Genomic DNA, 16524 nt, shown 5'->3' with positions numbered 1-16524 from the left:
CGACTGCAAAGATGGGAGCAACTTTCCATTTGAAGCGTCATGCTTCCAACAAATTTGAAAGCAGCCATACACCATCTGCATGTTTTCTATAGCTTGCTGCTAATCTTAGCCCGATGAAAAAATTCTTTTACTTCCTTTTGCTGGTGTTGTTGGTACTTATTGTAGTTGTTCTTGTTCGTACTTTTTCTGCTACCAGTAAACAGGTGGAGGTAGCACAGGCGCCTCCTGTACCGGTTTCTGATTCTGCCATTGTTCACCTTCAAAAGGCTATCCAGTTCAAAACAATTTCTACAGAAGCAGGCACTGCTGATACGGCTGCTTTCAATGGCTTCAGGGCATTTCTACAACAAGCTTTTCCACTTGTTCATCAACATTGCCAGCTAGAGATCATCAGCGGGCAAAGCATGCTGTTTTATTGGAAAGGAATAGATGCTAATATCAAACCAATCATACTGGTTGGCCATTATGATGTAGTGCCTGTAGAAGAAGAATCACTGCCCCTTTGGAAAGCAGATCCATTCGCAGGTGCTATTATAGGTGATAGCATTTATGGACGTGGAGCAGTAGACGATAAGGGGAGTGTTATGGCCATACTGGAAGCAATTGAACAACTACTGCGTGAGAATTATCAACCACAAGGTGATGTGTATTTAGCTTTTGGTCACGATGAAGAAGCTACTGGCCAGCAAGGAGCAAAGGTTCTGGTGCCGCTGCTTAAGCAAAGAGGCATCAACCCTGCTTTTGTACTTGATGAAGGTGGATTGGTAACAGCGAAAGAAATACCTGGCGTTACCAAACCTGTAGCACTGGTAGGCATAGCCGAAAAAGGATATGTAACGGTTGATCTTTCAATCAATATTCCGGGTGGTCATTCATCCATGCCTGCAAAAGAAACAGCGATTGATCAAATGTCTAAAGCGCTGTTGCGGCTAAAAGAAAATCCTTTTCCTGCTGACCTCAACCACACGATCAATGCTTTTATGGATTATATGGGACCAGAAATGCCTTTTGTACAACGTATGGCTTTTGCCAATCGCTGGCTGTTCAGCCCATTGATCAAAAACATCTATAGCAGCCGCCCCGGCCCTGATGCTATGATACGAACTACAACAGCACCTACTATTGTGCACTCGGGTGTAAAAGAAAATGTGATACCTACTGTTGCTAATGCTACAGTAAATTTCAGGACACTGCCAGGCACTACGGTAGATGATGTTGTAAAGCATATGAAAGAAGTGATAGATGATGATCGGGTAACTATAAAAGCGAGGTCTAACAACAGCAGCCCGCAAGCCGTTGCCGATGTTAATGATCATTTTTTTACCTACCTGCAACAATGCATTCGCAGCTGGCGAAACGATGTGGTGGTGTCGCCTTACTTAGTACTAGGTGCTACAGATGGTCGCTATTATACGGAGCTTACTCCTAATGTTTTTCGTTTCATTCCATTCAACGATGTAAAAGGTTTTCATGGCACAGATGAACGCGTAGGAGTAGATGAATACAAGAAAGGGATCGCATTCTATTATGGCCTTCTAAGGAACTGGAAAGGTGGCAGTGGCAGGTAGTTTATCATTTGTTAAATAGGTATAGCTTCTTTCCATTGCTTAAACTGCTAGGCGCTTAGCTCGTCTATCGTTGCAGTAAAAGTGGTAAGATAATTGTTTAGTGAAGCTTAAACATAATCCTATGAAACGAATGAACAACAAGATGCTTTTAGTTTTCCTGGTAGCTGCATCTACTTTTTTAGCTATTGAAACAAATGCGCAAAATCGCCGCAACGATGACCAGGCTCGTCGACCAAACATACTAGATCAGTTTTTTGGAAATACAGATCCTATTTTCAATCCTGAACAAAACAGGCGTTTTCCAAACGACAGAAGAGTAGGCAACGAAAGACGGCTACCACCGGGCCAGGCAAAGAAGATTTATGGCGGAAGTGCAAGGGATTATGCGCCAGGTCAGCAAAAGAAATGGGACAATAGGAACAATAGAGACAGGAGATACGAAAGGGATGACAGAGACAGGAGATATGAACGTGATGACAGAGACAGGAGGTACGACCGTGATGAGTTCAAGTCAAAAAACAACAAACAGTTTAAGAACAAAAAGAAGTGGAAGGATTAAAATATACAGGGCTGCCAATAAAGGCGGCTCTTTTTATTACATCGCTTTTACATCTTCTAATTCTTTCCGGTAATCATACTGCAGGTCTTCGTGTACCAGGTTGATGAGCGTATCAATCTTTTTTAATTGCTGAGCATACATGGCCACTATTGCTGTAACCTTCTTATAGCCTTTTCCAGGTTTGTTAAGGTGGCGGCAAAAATGCAAGCGCATCTCAACTTCTGATTCTTTATTATTGGTATACTTGCTGTACTTACTAATACTTCTCAAAATCTTCCTCAACGCTTTCTTGGTATGAAACCAGTTTGGCTTTGGCAACTCAGCAAATTCATCATCCATCTCTTCCTTTATAGCACTTACATATGCAGGCTCATCGTGGCTATTGAATAACAAGAACGAAAGGAGCTCTTTGTTTTCCTTCTTAAAACGAACAAGACGAAGGCATAGCTCAATTAGTTTTTTTGGTGGCAGACTTGCCAGTTCCTGCTTTATATCGTTGCTGCTATATGCCTTCATGAAGTAATCTATGAATTTAAATTTTTAGCTGTTGCTATTCCCCTATTGTTTTGCAACCGGTACGTAGTTGAGCGGCAACATGCTACACATCTTTTCAGACCATGCCCAATAACCAAGTGTCAGCAGTTCAGTAGGTGGATATACGCTCCCATTGCTTTGCACTTCCACCTCGTGTCCGTTTACCAGGTAAAACTCTGATACCATAGCTTCAGAACTGTTCATCATGGTATTGCTGTAATATGCTGGTGGTGCTTTTTTGTGCTTGTAAAAAACCTGCAGGTAATCAGTAAATGATAGGCCTGCTGTTACACTGTCAATAGCATATGCAATGCTATCGCCAGGCAACAAAGTGTTTAGCAGGTATGCAACCTCGTTGGGCTGGTGCATTACGCGCTGGTAATACGATGCACTGTCTTTACTGAAATTTGTCACCACTGTGTTGCCCCTGCTAGCTATAGCTTGCACCTTTGCCTGCCTATCCATAATTTGCTTCACACGCTGCTTTTCTACGTTCGGTTTCTTTACCAGCCTTCGCACTTCAAAACCTTCTTCATCAATTTTATTACGATAAAGTGCACGCATAAAATGTGTCATCGAACCATAGAAAACATCTTCTCTTTTAGCCTGCCACCGGCGCAGCTGCGCTGCACGTCCATCCATATTTTTGAACAATGGGTAACCAACAAACAACAGGTAACGCGTGCTGAAGTTGAACTGAAACTGCTGCAGGTCGTAATTGATGATATAGCCAAGCGCCTTGTTTTGAATGATCAGCGGTTCATTTGCTACCACCGTCAAAATCTTATTTTGCTTATCGTGCCTGAACTTTAGTACCTGTGGGTTTAGTATCCTGCAGCTACTTGCAAGATCTGAGGTGCCAATAAAGTTGTCTATGAAAAACTTGCCCCAGTTATTCCATCCATCTTTATCATATGTAGCTATTACTACTTCATCGAGCACTGCCACCCGCGGCTGAAGCTGGATGACAAGACCTGCTGTGGCTGTAGCCGTTTGAACCGTAGAGAAATAAGTTTCAAAACCAACAGAAGAAACTACCAGGTCATATTTACCAGCAGGTACATTAAATGAAAATTCACCTGTACTGCCAGTAGCTGTACCAAACGATGTATTGTTCAGGTAAACACTTGCCCCGGCTATTGGAGCCTCGCCGGTTGCCGCTACTACCCTTCCTTTTATTTCTACCTGTGCATGAGATACCACTACAAAAAGCAGGAAGAGAAAAAACAGTATTCCCCTGTTGCCCCATGCAATGGTATACCTCATATTAGCCAAGGCCGAAGATTCCTTTATTCAGAAGTTGTAGTGTTTGGGTTTTATAATTTCCCGGAACAAGAATGCTGATGTTGTGCCTGCTTCCGCCATAGCTCACCATACGTACAGGTATATCAGCTATGGTATCAAATAGGCGCTTCATGATGTCGTTTGACTGCGCGATCTCGTTGCCTACAATAGAAATGATAGCCTGGTTGTCATCTACTTCCACAGAACCAAATGGCTCCAGGTCTTGCAGTATGTTGGCCAGGTTGTCGCGGTTGTCAATGGTTACAGAAACAGCAACTTCAGAAGTAGTGATCATATCAATAGAGGTCTGGTATTTCTCGAAAACCTCGAATACCTTCCGCAGGAAACCATAGGCAAGCAACATGCGGCTGCTCTTGATGTTGATGGCAATGATGCCATCTTTAGCAGCAACAGCTTTTACACCTGCACCGGCGGCGGTGCTTTGTATCACAGTTCCTTTAGCAGAAGGATCCATAGTATTCAGCAACTTCACCGGAACATTGAATTGCTGTGCAGGCCAGATGGATGCGGGGTGCAAAATCTTAGCGCCGAAATATGCAAGCTCTGCAGCTTCATCAAAACTTAGCTGCTCCACAGGCTGCGTCTTATCCACTACGCGAGGATCATTGTTGTGCATGCCATCTATGTCTGTCCATATTTCGCATACACTGGCTTCTATAGCTGCAGCTACCAGTGATGCAGTATAATCACTGCCGCCTCTCTTCAGGTTGTCTACTTCACCTTTGTGGTTACGGCAAATATATCCTTGCGTAATAAACAGGTTGACACCCGGGTGCGCTTCCAGCAGCTGCGTCAGCTTTACTTTTATATTTCCGATCTGTGGCTCAGCATTCACATCTATCTGCATGAAATCAAGTGCAGGTAACAGCGCATGTTGTATACCTTTTTCATGTAAATACACACTGAACAGACGCGTACTTAATAATTCGCCTTGTGCAAGAATATCTTTATTAAGCGCTTCGCTGTAGGATATCTTAAAAATGATGTTGAGAAATTCAAAGTGCTCAGCTACTACGCGGTGACCTTCTTTTCTACCTTCTTCAGTAGCAAGCAGTTCATCTACAAATTTTGCATAATGCTGCTGCAGTTGTTCCACCTTTTCACGTGCTTCATCCCTATAGCTACTGCTCAGGGTTTCACTTATCTGAACCAATGCATTGGTGGTTCCACTTAATGCACTTAAAACAACGATAGCAGGTTCCTGCTGTTTGGTTACAAGATCAGCTACGCCAAACATACGCTCAGGCTTGCCAACGCTGGTACCACCAAACTTCATCACTTTCATAATAATCCAAATTTTTAAGGTTAGCAAAGATAGCAGACAACACAACACTGTCACTTTTATAAATCAATAACAATTGCATGTTATCTCTTTTGAAGTACGGGTTGATGTTCTGTATACTTTTGCCGCAAAGTGGAAAGTAATGATAAGATTGGCATTATGGTTAATATGCATGTGTTCACTGGTAGACCTTCAAGCTCAGAAACAACCTGCTGCAGCCAAACCTAAGCTGGTAGTGGGTTTGGTGGTAGACCAAATGAGGTGGGATTATTTACAACGTTATGCTGATCGCTATTCCAACGCAGGCTTTAAGAGATTGATGAACGATGGCTTTAACTGCAACAATACATTTATCAACTATACTCCTACGTACACTGCAGCCGGCCACGCTTGCATCTACTCAGGATCTGTTCCCGCTCATCATGGCATTTTGGGCAACTACTGGTATAGCAGGCAGTTGCAGCGAAACGTTTATTGTACAGAAGACACAACCGTACAAACCATAGGTAGCACTTCTACAGCCGGCATGATGTCACCTGCCAACATGTGGGCCACCACCATCAATGATGAATTGAGAATGGCTTCTAATTTTCAAAGTAAAGTGATAGGCATAGCATTGAAAGACCGAGGTTCTATACTGCCCGCTGGTCATTCGGCTAACGCAGCTTATTGGTTTGATGATGTATCAGGTGGTTTTATCAGCAGCAGTTACTACATGCAGGATTTGCCACAGTGGTTAAAACAGTTCAATAACCAGAAGCTGCCAGACAATTACTTATCTAAAAATTGGAATACATTATATCCAATAGAAACTTATAAGAATAGCTCAGCTGACAATAAACCTTACGAGAATAATCTACCTGGTGAAGACAATACATTCCCGCACATCACCAACAACATAAGCAAAAACAAATACAACAGCTTTCGGTATACGCCACATGCTAATAGTTATGTAGTAGAAATGGCGAAGGCCGCTATAGAAGGAGAAAAATTAGGTAAGGGTGCTCATACAGATGTACTGGCTTTAAGTTTTTCATCTACCGATTATATAGGTCATGAATTTGGACCTAATTCAATAGAAATAGAAGACACTTACTTGCGGCTGGATAAAGACATTGCAGAGCTGCTCTCCTACCTTGATAAGAATATTGGAAGCGGCCAGTATTTAGTATTTCTTTCTTCAGATCATGGTGCTACACATATACCGGGTTATTTAAAAGAAAATAAAATACCTGCAGGCTTAGTAAAAGCAAGAGAGGTAGAAACACTTATCAATAATTACTTGAAAGAAACATTCAACATCAGCAATGGTGTAAGCAAGGTTGTTAACTACCAGGTTTATTTAAATCATGCGGTAATAAAACCAGAACAACTGGAAAGAATAAGACCAGCAGTTGTACAGCAACTGCTAAACATACATGGTGTAGCCAATGCTTTTGTACTTAACGATCTGAATGCTGCACCAATTCCTGAAGTTTTGAAAAGCATGATGATTAATGGCTATAACCAGAAGCTTAGTGGCGACATTCAATACATTCCAAAGCCGCAGTTCTACGACGGTTGGGAAAAAGGCACCTCTCACGGCACCTGGAATCCTTACGATTCACGTATTCCACTTATCTGGTATGGCTGGGGCATAAAGAAAGGAAGCACATGGCGCAACACGTACATGACAGATATTGCCGCTACGCTTGCTGCAATATTGAAAGTACAAGTGCCAAGTGCCAGCATTGGTAATGTGATACAGGAAGTATTCAAGTAAATACTGATAAAGGGTTATTCTTTGTTAGTTGCAGGTAATGAAATAAAAGCTGATCATCATTATTAGATCTTACACTGCTTTTATATCTTGAGGTAGTACAGCAGCCATACGCTGGAAACAACATCAAAAACTACCTGTATGAGAACGCTTTACCTACTGTTATTCCTGCAGTTGATTTATTGTGCTGTTGATGGCCAAACTTCTGACAAAAAGAAGTTGTATAGCATAGCAGTATCCAATTCACACAGCAGCTATCCTTTTTCTACTGGTGTTGCTTTGGTCACTGGTCCTTACAACCCGGGCTTCGAGCTAGCATATAATCCCACATTACGCCAAAGACAAAAGCATGAGTGGGTAGCAAATTATGCTGCCTCCTATCTCTTCCACCGTTTCAATCAACATGCAATTTCATTGTATGCACAATTTGGCTACCGCTACAAGTTTACCAGCCGCTTTCATGCAGATGGAATGGTTGGTGGTGGATACTTGCACAGCATACCTGCCACTGCTCAACTAAAGCTGAACGAAGAGGGTGAGTATGAAAATGCAAAAGGCATTAGAAGAATGCAGGCGACGGTAAATGCTGCTCTTGGAATACGTTATTACCTCTCTACTTCGCCAGGCAATAAGAATGTATTTCTCCGTTACCAAACTTCTATTCAAACTCCTTTTGTAAAATCGTATGTGCCTATGCTTCCATACAACACGCTTTTACTTGGAGTTGCTTTTTCTATTCAACGTTAATCCTGCACAATGAAATACCTATTCCTACTTTTTGCTGCAATACTGTTAATGAACTTTGGCTGTAAAAAAGCCCAGGTTGTGGCAACAGAAGCTGTTACAATACCGGCACCATGGACAGATACAAGCACTGTTCATCCAAAGAATGCAGCGTTCAGATCTTTGATAGAAAAATATAGAGCTAAAGGATTACCGGGCATTTCTTTGCTGGTGACGGATGCAAGTGGTACCTGGATTGGCGCTACAGGAAAAGCAGATATTGAGAGAAACATCCCTTTTACAACGGGACAGGTCTCAAAAAGTGCCAGCATCACTAAACTTTTCATGGGTACACTCGTATTCAAAATCATAGAAGACTCAGCGCGTACAGGTGTTGGTTATAGTTGGCTTCAACAGCCTATCAGCCGCTATCTTCCAACTGCTATAACTTCTAAAATTGCTAACGGCAGTGTAGTAACATTAGGCCAATGTCTGAAACATGAAACAGGAATACCAGACCTGATAGAAGAGTCCAAATTTTACCTGGCGGTACTAAATCATCCCAACAGGAAGTGGAAACCTGAAGAATTGCTGGAATTTATTTACAACAAACCTGCGCTATTTGCACCGGGCGATACAGCTATATACTCTAACACCAATACTACTTTGGTGGCTATGGTTATAGAAGCTGCTACGGGTAAAAAACATGCTGACCTGCTAAGGCAATACATACTGCAGCCACTCAATCTAAAGAACACTTATTATCAACCACACGATGAACTACCTACTCATGCAGCACAAGGATATTACGACCTCTACAATAATCAAACGATCTTAAATGTTTCCAATCTTGTAACAGGCAGTGGAAATGGATATGGCGGAATGTATTCAAACATCTTTGACCTGAAAGTTTTCATAGAAGCATTACTAATAAACAAGACTCTGCTTTCTGCCAGATCATTAACTACCATGCAGACCTATGGCAAACAGGATGGACCCAATGAGTATGGCTATGGTATCATGAAGAAATTTGTTAGTCGCGGTGCTAATGCAGGCATTGGACATTCAGGCAGAGATCTTGGTTATTCAGCAAACCTCTTTCACTTCCCGGCGCGTGGCGTTACCCATATCTTCTTTATCAATTACGGCACTGATGCAGCAAGTACCCTACGCGACGTCTTCAATGCATTCCAGGAGGAGCTTTTAAATCTTACACTGCAGTAAGCATCAGTTGGGCTGAATTATTTCTTAGAAAAAGAGAAGCCATGCGTGGTGCATGGCTTCTCTTTTTCTTTCGAACCAGTTACTTGAATGTTTCCTGGTTATCTACTATCCTTACATTGCTGATCTTTAATTCATACTTAGCTATCTCATTATCCTCGGCCACCACTTCTTTTGGAAGCCCGGCCTTCACAAGATTAGAATAACTCATTGGCGACGGCGTGTTGTTCAACAAGGCATCAGCCAGCGGTTGCGCTTCGCTATCGTCTGTTACTATAGCAACGTGCATATTCTCTACCTGCCAATACTTTCTTATAGCACGATTTACATCATCTACAGTTAGTTTAGCAAGCAGTGCATCCATTTCTTTTATGTAGTCTTTCCTGCCATAGAATTTTGAGTCCATCAGGAAACCAAGTTGACGCTCTGGCGTTTGCGTATACAGTTTGTTGTAGCTGCGCAAGAAATCTCTTGTCAGTTCAAAATCCTTCTTTGTCATACCCTTCTTGATAAGATTATCAACTTCGCGAACAGCTAGACGCAATGCAAAATGTGCATGTCCTATAGGTATACTTCTAAGTTCTACATATTGGCTTCTTAGCCCTTCTCCGGTTTGCACAGGGCGTATCCACAGCGAGAAATAATTAGACCGACGAGGAACTCCGGGCACAGGCAGCATATTACTTCCACCTGCTTCATACCATTCTATATACGAGTAGTCACCATAGTTCATAGAGCGGATGGTGCGTATCTTATCGTACAACTGGCCATAGCTCTTACGGTGTTCACCGAGGAATGAATTAGCAACCATGAGCGCAGCGAACTCATCATTTTTGCGCGTTACAGGCATTGGAAAACCAGCAAAAATTGCAGAACCCAAAGCATCTGTTTTAGAGATGATCTGAACATTGATGCCTTCTGGCTTGGCAGGCACAACGGCTGCCGTTGTATTTGGTTTACCCGCTGGCAAGCGTTGCAGATCTTTCTTCAATTGCTCCAGGAATTCAGCAGGATAATTACCAGCAATACCGATAGAAAGATTGCTTAGCGTAAACTGGTTCTTGTAATACTGGCGTACATCTTCTAATGAAATTCCCTGTACAGTAGCCCTGTTGCCTGCTACCATGTGCTGGTAAGCTGTGCCTCTGAAAAGCAGATGCTCCAGCGCAAATTTGCTATAGTCTTCATCAGAAGAGGCGCGTATCACCTGGTCAACATAGTTCTGTTGATTTGATTTTACTCGGCTAAAATCTTCTTCAGCAAAAGAAGGTGTAAGTACCAATCCTTTCAACACAGGATAAAATTTTTGTAGAAAATCCCTGTGAACAGCAAAAGTAAAAGTGGTAACTTCTTTATCTACCAACGCCGAATAACTAGCAGCCATTGGGTAAATAAGTTCCTGTATTTGCTTACTGGTTAATTTATCTGTACCTCCACGTACCAATGTATTAGCGGTGGTATAGGTAATGCCTTCTTTTCCTGCAGGATCACTTACTGAACCATTCCTGAACATTAACTTGATAATGATCTTATTAGACTGTGGCAGTTTTAGTTCAGTTACTTCCTGGCTTGTTCCAATATTACTTACAGCCAGTAAAGCAATAAGAAATGTATACTTGATTATATTTTTCATGATGTAGGCTTCAACTTTAGATTAATGAACGCCACCTTCTTTGCCAGGTCCTATGGTAGCAACTGTAAGAGTGGATGGAATGAAATATTCATTGGCAACACGCATAATATCTTCTGCGGTCACTTTATCAAATAAGGCATAGAACCTGTTGATCGACTCCGGATCGCCGGTAAGCCATACAGCCTGCGATACTGCATTAGCTATCTGGTCAGGACTATCCATACTCATTGCAAAACTGTACTTGTAGCGCGACTTCGTATCAGCCAGTTTCTTAGCATCTACAGGCGTGGTTTTAGCTGCCTCTAAAGCAGCTACTATTTCATCTTTTACATATTGCATGTCTTCAGCTTTCTTCACCGAAGAAGTAATAGTGATCAACTGCGGATCGCGGGTCGAACTGGCGCCACCAAAAATATTACGCACCTTCTGCTCTTTTACTACCAGCTTCTGGTACAGGTCTGATGTTTCGGAGAATAATATCTGCGATAAGATATTCAATGCCGGCAGATCTACTGACTGATCAGAGAATGCAGGGCTCTTGTAGTGCAGCCTGAGTAATGGCGGGTAGGAAGCATGTTGTATATGAGCATACCTTGTAGACCTTTGGTCAGGCTCAGTTTCTATGGTTGGCTGGTATGTGCCTCGCTTCCACTTTCCAAAATATTTTTCAGCATATCGATTTACATCTTCCTGCTTCACATCGCCTACCACAATGATGGTGGTATACTCTGGCCTGTAAAAACGGTTGAAGAATTCAATAGAATATTCATACTGGTTCGGCATATCTACTACATCTTCGAAAAAACCCATGGTAGTATGCTTGTACGTGTGCTTATCAAAAGCAGTATTCAGCGCCTTCTCGTACAGCTGCTGCGTTACATCAGCATAGTTCTTTGTGTACTCTCCTTTTACTGCACCGGCTTCTGTTTTAAAGTCATGCTCACTGTAGTTCAGGTTTTGAAAACGATCGGCCTCAACCTCCATCATTTTCTCCAGCTTAGCAGCGTTACCAGTCATATGATAAACCGTACGATCTAGGGAAGTATTTGCATTGGCAGAAGCACCAATAGACTTCAGCACTTCGTCGTATTGTTCTTTAGAATATTTGTCGGTGCCTCTAAACATCATGTGCTCAAAGAAATGCGCAAAACCTGTTTTACCTTTCTCCACTTCTTCACGCGAACCTACACGCACCACCAGGTATAGCGAAGCAAGTCCGGGGCTATTGAAAGGAACAGTAACTACGTTCAGGCCGTTAGGCAACATCCGTTGCTGGATAGGATAAGGCAATATCTTTTGACCAGCATCCTTTTGTGCATCTTGTGCCTGCGCAGGCATTTGCACCACGGTAGTTTTACTTTTGTTCACCACAGGTTTTTTTGCCTGGGCAACTGCATTGCCTGCGGCTACACCCGCCACTATGGTGAGCAACCAGAATTTTCTTTTCATGTTAGGAATAAATTTAAAAGCCTCCCTGCATTTTTTGCAAGGAGGCTAATTTACAGCAAAGCCCTTCACTTACTGCACAAATAAGTTAAAGATGGACCTGTGCATTGGATAAGTGGCCAATCGTGCTTTCGCAGCTGCTAGATATTTGAAGTTTGCTTGTTACGTACGTAAACGTGTTTCACATTTCCTTTTCCAGTATCTCTTTCATCAATTTCAAAGAGGCCTATGCGTTTTATCAGTAACAGTAATTTTTTGAAGCCGTAATTACGTGGATCAAAATCAGGATGCTTCTTTAGGATCAGGTTGCCAAGATCACCTAAGAATACCCATCCTTCTTCGTCGGCAATATCGTTAATGCTGTTGGCAATCGTTCTTATCAAAGGATTGGTAACAGGCGCAAATCCTTTGGCTGTGGTCTCTTCACTCTTTATAGATTCTTCTTGTTTGGGTGCTTCCTCGGTTTTACCAGGTTGTTTCTTGATGTTCCTGGCAGCCTTCACCGGCTTTGGCTTCTGCTCTTCGTGTACATCTTCGCCGGCTTTTAGTATCTCCAGGTAGATGAACTTGTCACAAGCAGATATCATTGGAGTAAGCGTTTTTCTTTCTCCTATACCAATCACCTTCATCCCTGCTTCGCGTAGCCTGGTGGCAAGCCTGGTGAAATCGCTATCGCTGGATACAATGCAAAATCCATCTACCTTACCGCTGTATAGAATGTCCATAGCATCTATAATCATGGCTGAGTCAGAAGAATTCTTTCCGGTAGTGTAGCTATATTGTTGGATGGGTGTGATAGAATTCTCCAGGAGCACCTTCTTCCAGTTGGTCATCGAAGGCTTGGTAAAATCAGCATAGATCCTTTTGAAAGTTGGCGTCCCATATTTAGCAATCTCCTGCAGCATCTCTTTTACATAATGCGCAGGAATATTATCAGCATCTATCAGAACTGCAAGCCGCAGGTCTTTTATACTTTCCATTGTTCGTGTTCTTTTTTATGAAGGTAGTTAAACTGAACTTGTTCAGGCTGCACCTCATCGTTTGCCATTACATAAAAAAAATGCCCCGCGGTATGCGAGGCACTTTCTATTGATGTTGGTTTATTGTCCCAGTTTCGCTTTCAGGTTTTGATCCAGCGCCTCCAGGAATTCTTCTGTATATAAATAATCAGTTCCGTGCTCTACATTTGGCTTCACAGTTATAGCAAGGTCTTTGGTCATCTTACCACTTTCTACTGTTTCTATACAAACTTTCTCCAGTGTCTGGCAGAAGTTGATCAACTCCTGGTTGCCGTCCAACTTACCACGGAATTCCAAACCTCTTGTCCATGCAAAAATGGATGCAATTGGATTGGTAGATGTCGGCTTTCCTTTCTGGTGTTCGCGGTAGTGACGTGTTACTGTTCCGTGTGCAGCTTCTGCTTCCATCGTCTTTCCATCAGGAGTAACCAGTGTAGAGGTCATCAATCCTAGTGAACCGAAACCTTGTGCTACAGTGTCGCTTTGTACATCACCATCGTAATTTTTACAAGCCCATACGAAGTTACCATTCCACTTTAGTGCGCTGGCAACCATGTCATCTATCAGGCGGTGCTCGTAAGTAAGACCTGCTTCAGTAAACTTAGTTTTGAATTCTGTTTGGTAGATCTCTTCAAAGATGTCTTTGAAACGACCATCATACTTCTTAAGGATAGTGTTCTTTGTAGAAAGGTAAAGCGGCCAGCCTTTCATCAACGACTGGTTGAAACATGCACGTGCAAAACCTTTGATGCTCTCGTCGGTATTGTACATAGCCAGTGCTACACCATCACCTTTGAAGTTGTACACTTCAAACTCCTGTACAGTTCCGTCTTCACCTTCAAATTTTACAGTAAGTTTTCCTTTGCCTTTGGTTACAAAATCAGTAGCACGGTATTGATCACCAAATGCGTGACGACCAATACATATCGGTGCAGTCCAGTTTGGAACCAGGCGTGGTACATTGCTCATCACGATTGGCTCGCGGAAAACTGTACCATCAAGAATGTTGCGGATAGTACCATTTGGCGACTTCCACATTTGCTTCAGGTTAAATTCTTTTACCCTTTCTTCATCAGGAGTAATGGTAGCACATTTGATACCTACGCCATATTGTTTAATGGCATTAGCTGCATCAATGGTCACCTGGTCATTGGTCTCGTCGCGGTACTCAATACCAAGGTCATAATATTTTATATCAAGATCCAGGTAAGGAAGGATCAGTTTATCTTTTATGAAACGCCAGATGATTCGTGTCATCTCATCGCCATCCAGCTCTACAACCGGATTGGCTACTTTAATTTTCTCAGCCATGGTTTTGATTTTAAAAATTTAAAACGGCTACAAAAGTAAGCTCTCCTCTATTCCATGCGGTAAAAATTTTATATAGCCTTTGCATGCTTATAACATCTATTGCTACAGCGGGTACGTATGTTGTATAAATGCTTCTATGCGAGTTTTTTCAGTTATACAAGTCACCATTGTAACCTTACTAAGCGCAGCTTTATCCATGGGTTGCAAAAAAGCGGCTATCTCTGCTACGGTTGAGCAACCACCCGTTGTTGTTGCAGGTTCTAAAACTTACCTCGCCCTCGGCGACAGCTATACCATTGGACAGGGTGTAGCCACTGCAGATCGTTTTCCGCACCAGGTGGCCGCGCAGTTAAAACAGCAAAATATTCCCATACAAAACCCAGTGTACATAGCAGCCACAGGATGGACGACGGCTAAACTTCTTGCCGCCATCAATGCTCAAAACCTGGCTGGACCATATGACGTAGTAACCTTACTCATAGGTGTAAACGACCAGTACCAGGGTGTAGATACTGCTGTTTATCGAACAAGATTTACTGAAGCACTCAATAAAGCGCTCAGCCTTGCTGGCAATAAAAAGTCAAATGTATTTGTGCTATCCATACCTGATTATAGTGTAACACCCTTTGTACCGGCATCACAAAAAGAGAGAGTAGAACGGGAGATCAACTGGTTCAATGCCATCAATCTGCAGGTAACGCAGCAGATGGGAATAAGTTATACGGACATAACACCTTCTACCAGGCAAGCTGCAAATAATCCTGCTCTATTAGCTAATGATGGACTTCATCCTTCAGGACTGGAATATAAGAAATGGGCGGATATGGTGGTGCCAAAAATGCTGTCGGTACTGCGCTAGATGTTCACCTTTTCGCACTCCATTGTACAAAAGCGGCTGTATAGTTTTTCATATACCGGTATGACATTCTGAATATCAAACGTACACGCCAGCTCATAAGCCTGTGCTTTGAACTGCGCATGCTTTTCAGGATCGCTCAGTATTTCGATGGCAAAGGCACTCATAGATTCTACATCACCCACATCAGCCAGGAAGCCTGTTTTTCCATGAATATTTACTTCAGGCAAACCACCTGCATTGGTACTGATAACCGGCATGTGTGCTGCCATTGCTTCCAATGCTGCCAATCCAAAACTTTCATATTCGCTCGGCAAAATAAACAGGTCGCTCACCACCAGTATCTCCTCCATTTGCTCCTGCTTCCCTAAAAACCTTACATCATCAGATACGCCCAGTGCATCAGCCAGGTCTTCCATTGCCGGGCGTTCAGGACCATCACCTACCAGCAACAGCTTTGCAGGCATTTCCTTACGCACCTTAGCAAAAATCTTTACCACATCCTGTACCCTTTTCACCTTTCTAAAGTTCGATGCATGCACCAGTATCTTCTCATTATTAGGTGCTATCACTCGCCTAAATGCATCAATCGGTTTCTTGCTAAACCGCGCTACATCCACAAAGTTGTGGATCACATCTATTTCCTTCTTTATCTTAAATGAACGGTAGGTTTCATCGCGCAGGTTGGCACTCACCGCTGTTATTGCATCACTTTCGTTGATGCTGAACGTAACTACCGGCGCATAAGTTTTATCCTTGCCTACAAGTGTTATATCAGTGCCATGCAGGGTAGTGATAACAGGAATATTTTTCCCTTCTTTTGCCACTATTTGTTTGGCCATATAAGCAGCCGATGCGTGTGGTATGGCATAATGCACATGCAACAGGTCAAGATCGTGGTGCAGGATCACATCAACCATGGTGCTCGACAACGCTACTTCATAAGGCGGGTAATCGAACAACGGATACGTAGGTACCCGCACTTCATGATAGTAAATATTTGCATTGAAGACATTCAACCTTACCGGTTGCTGGTAAGTGATAAAATGTACCGAATGACCTTTATCAGCAAGCGCCTTTCCCAGTTCAGTGGCCAGTACACCACTACCTCCAAAGGTGGGATAACAAACTATTCCTATACGCATGATAGCAGGTAAGATTTTATGTTTCCGGCATAAGTATATGTTTCAGCATTTGTTGCGTCGCACACTTGTACCGCAGAAAGCAAATGCACCCCAGGTTTCCTGTGCTGCAGTTACCTCCATTCAAAAAGCCTGCTAAGTAACAATAATTATCCGGATTGGTTTT

General features: G+C 42.6%; 14 protein-coding genes. 6 read left to right on the top strand and 8 right to left on the bottom strand.

The window, feature by feature from the left end; translation table 11 throughout:
• The first annotated feature begins 113 nt into the window (after window positions 1-113).
• Window positions 114-1568 (top strand): M20 family peptidase, encoded by a 1455-nt coding sequence (locus tag J4N22_RS15805; protein WP_207496189.1) that lies wholly within the window; start codon window positions 114-116, stop codon window positions 1566-1568.
• Window positions 1569-1689: 121 nt separating this feature from the next.
• Window positions 1690-2127: a hypothetical protein gene (locus tag J4N22_RS20005; RefSeq protein WP_242692260.1), complete on the top strand. Its 438-nt coding sequence runs from the start codon at window positions 1690-1692 to the stop codon at window positions 2125-2127.
• Window positions 2128-2163: 36 nt separating this feature from the next.
• On the opposite strand, the gene J4N22_RS15795 is transcribed toward J4N22_RS20005, so the two are convergent.
• The 3 genes from J4N22_RS15795 to J4N22_RS15785 are packed head-to-tail and all read right to left on the bottom strand — an operon-like array spanning window position 2164 to window position 5251.
• Window positions 2164-2643: a hypothetical protein gene (locus J4N22_RS15795; protein ID WP_207496186.1), complete on the bottom strand. Its 480-nt coding sequence runs from the start codon at window positions 2641-2643 to the stop codon at window positions 2164-2166.
• 42 nt (window positions 2644-2685) lie between these two features.
• Window positions 2686-3927, bottom strand: coding sequence for a carboxypeptidase-like regulatory domain-containing protein (locus J4N22_RS15790; protein WP_207496184.1), 1242 nt, complete (start codon window positions 3925-3927; stop codon window positions 2686-2688).
• 1 nt (window position 3928) lies between these two features.
• Entirely contained in the window at window positions 3929-5251 is a 1323-nt protein-coding gene (locus J4N22_RS15785) for an aspartate kinase (protein WP_207496182.1), read from the bottom strand.
• Window positions 5252-5390: 139 nt separating this feature from the next.
• On the opposite strand from J4N22_RS15785, the gene pafA reads away from it, so the two are divergent.
• The 3 genes from pafA to J4N22_RS15770 all read left to right on the top strand — a co-directional run bounded on the left by pafA (window position 5391) and on the right by J4N22_RS15770 (window position 8954).
• Window positions 5391-7010 (top strand): alkaline phosphatase PafA, encoded by a 1620-nt coding sequence (pafA, locus tag J4N22_RS15780; protein ID WP_207496180.1) that lies wholly within the window; start codon window positions 5391-5393, stop codon window positions 7008-7010.
• Between the two features lie 138 nt (window positions 7011-7148).
• A complete protein-coding gene (locus J4N22_RS15775) occupies window positions 7149-7754 on the top strand; it encodes a hypothetical protein (RefSeq protein ID WP_207496179.1) in 606 nt (201 codons plus the stop codon).
• Window positions 7755-7763: 9 nt separating this feature from the next.
• The gene (locus tag J4N22_RS15770) at window positions 7764-8954 is read left to right on the top strand and encodes a serine hydrolase domain-containing protein (RefSeq protein WP_207496178.1); all 1191 of its coding nucleotides are present in this window, start codon (window positions 7764-7766) and stop codon (window positions 8952-8954) included.
• Between the two features lie 79 nt (window positions 8955-9033).
• On the opposite strand, the gene J4N22_RS15765 is transcribed toward J4N22_RS15770, so the two are convergent.
• From J4N22_RS15765 to J4N22_RS15750, 4 genes are all read right to left on the bottom strand, one after another.
• A complete protein-coding gene (locus J4N22_RS15765; RefSeq protein ID WP_207496177.1) occupies window positions 9034-10584 on the bottom strand; it encodes a M16 family metallopeptidase in 1551 nt (516 codons plus the stop codon).
• 21 nt (window positions 10585-10605) lie between these two features.
• The gene (locus tag J4N22_RS15760) at window positions 10606-12033 is read right to left on the bottom strand and encodes a M16 family metallopeptidase (protein WP_207496176.1); all 1428 of its coding nucleotides are present in this window, start codon (window positions 12031-12033) and stop codon (window positions 10606-10608) included.
• Between the two features lie 137 nt (window positions 12034-12170).
• A complete protein-coding gene (locus J4N22_RS15755; protein ID WP_207496175.1) occupies window positions 12171-13010 on the bottom strand; it encodes an NYN domain-containing protein in 840 nt (279 codons plus the stop codon).
• Between the two features lie 120 nt (window positions 13011-13130).
• Window positions 13131-14360: an NADP-dependent isocitrate dehydrogenase gene (locus J4N22_RS15750; RefSeq protein ID WP_207496174.1), complete on the bottom strand. Its 1230-nt coding sequence runs from the start codon at window positions 14358-14360 to the stop codon at window positions 13131-13133.
• A gap of 136 nt (window positions 14361-14496) precedes the next feature.
• Here J4N22_RS15750 and J4N22_RS15745 point away from each other — a divergent pair, with 136 nt between their 5' ends.
• Window positions 14497-15219: an SGNH/GDSL hydrolase family protein gene (locus J4N22_RS15745; RefSeq protein ID WP_207496173.1), complete on the top strand. Its 723-nt coding sequence runs from the start codon at window positions 14497-14499 to the stop codon at window positions 15217-15219.
• Here J4N22_RS15745 and bshA read toward each other — a convergent pair.
• Complete coding sequence (gene bshA / locus J4N22_RS15740; protein WP_207496171.1) at window positions 15216-16361, bottom strand: N-acetyl-alpha-D-glucosaminyl L-malate synthase BshA; 1146 nt, start codon at window positions 16359-16361, stop codon at window positions 15216-15218. The two genes, J4N22_RS15745 and bshA, sit on opposite strands and share 4 nt — an antisense overlap.
• Window positions 16362-16524 lie beyond the last annotated feature (163 nt).

It is taken from the genome of Aridibaculum aurantiacum, from assembly GCF_017355875.1.
Taxonomy (GTDB): Bacteria; Bacteroidota; Bacteroidia; order Chitinophagales; family Chitinophagaceae; genus Segetibacter; species Segetibacter aurantiacus.
Note: the sequence above shows the minus strand (reverse complement) of the source record. Positions and strands in the feature narration are given on the sequence as shown.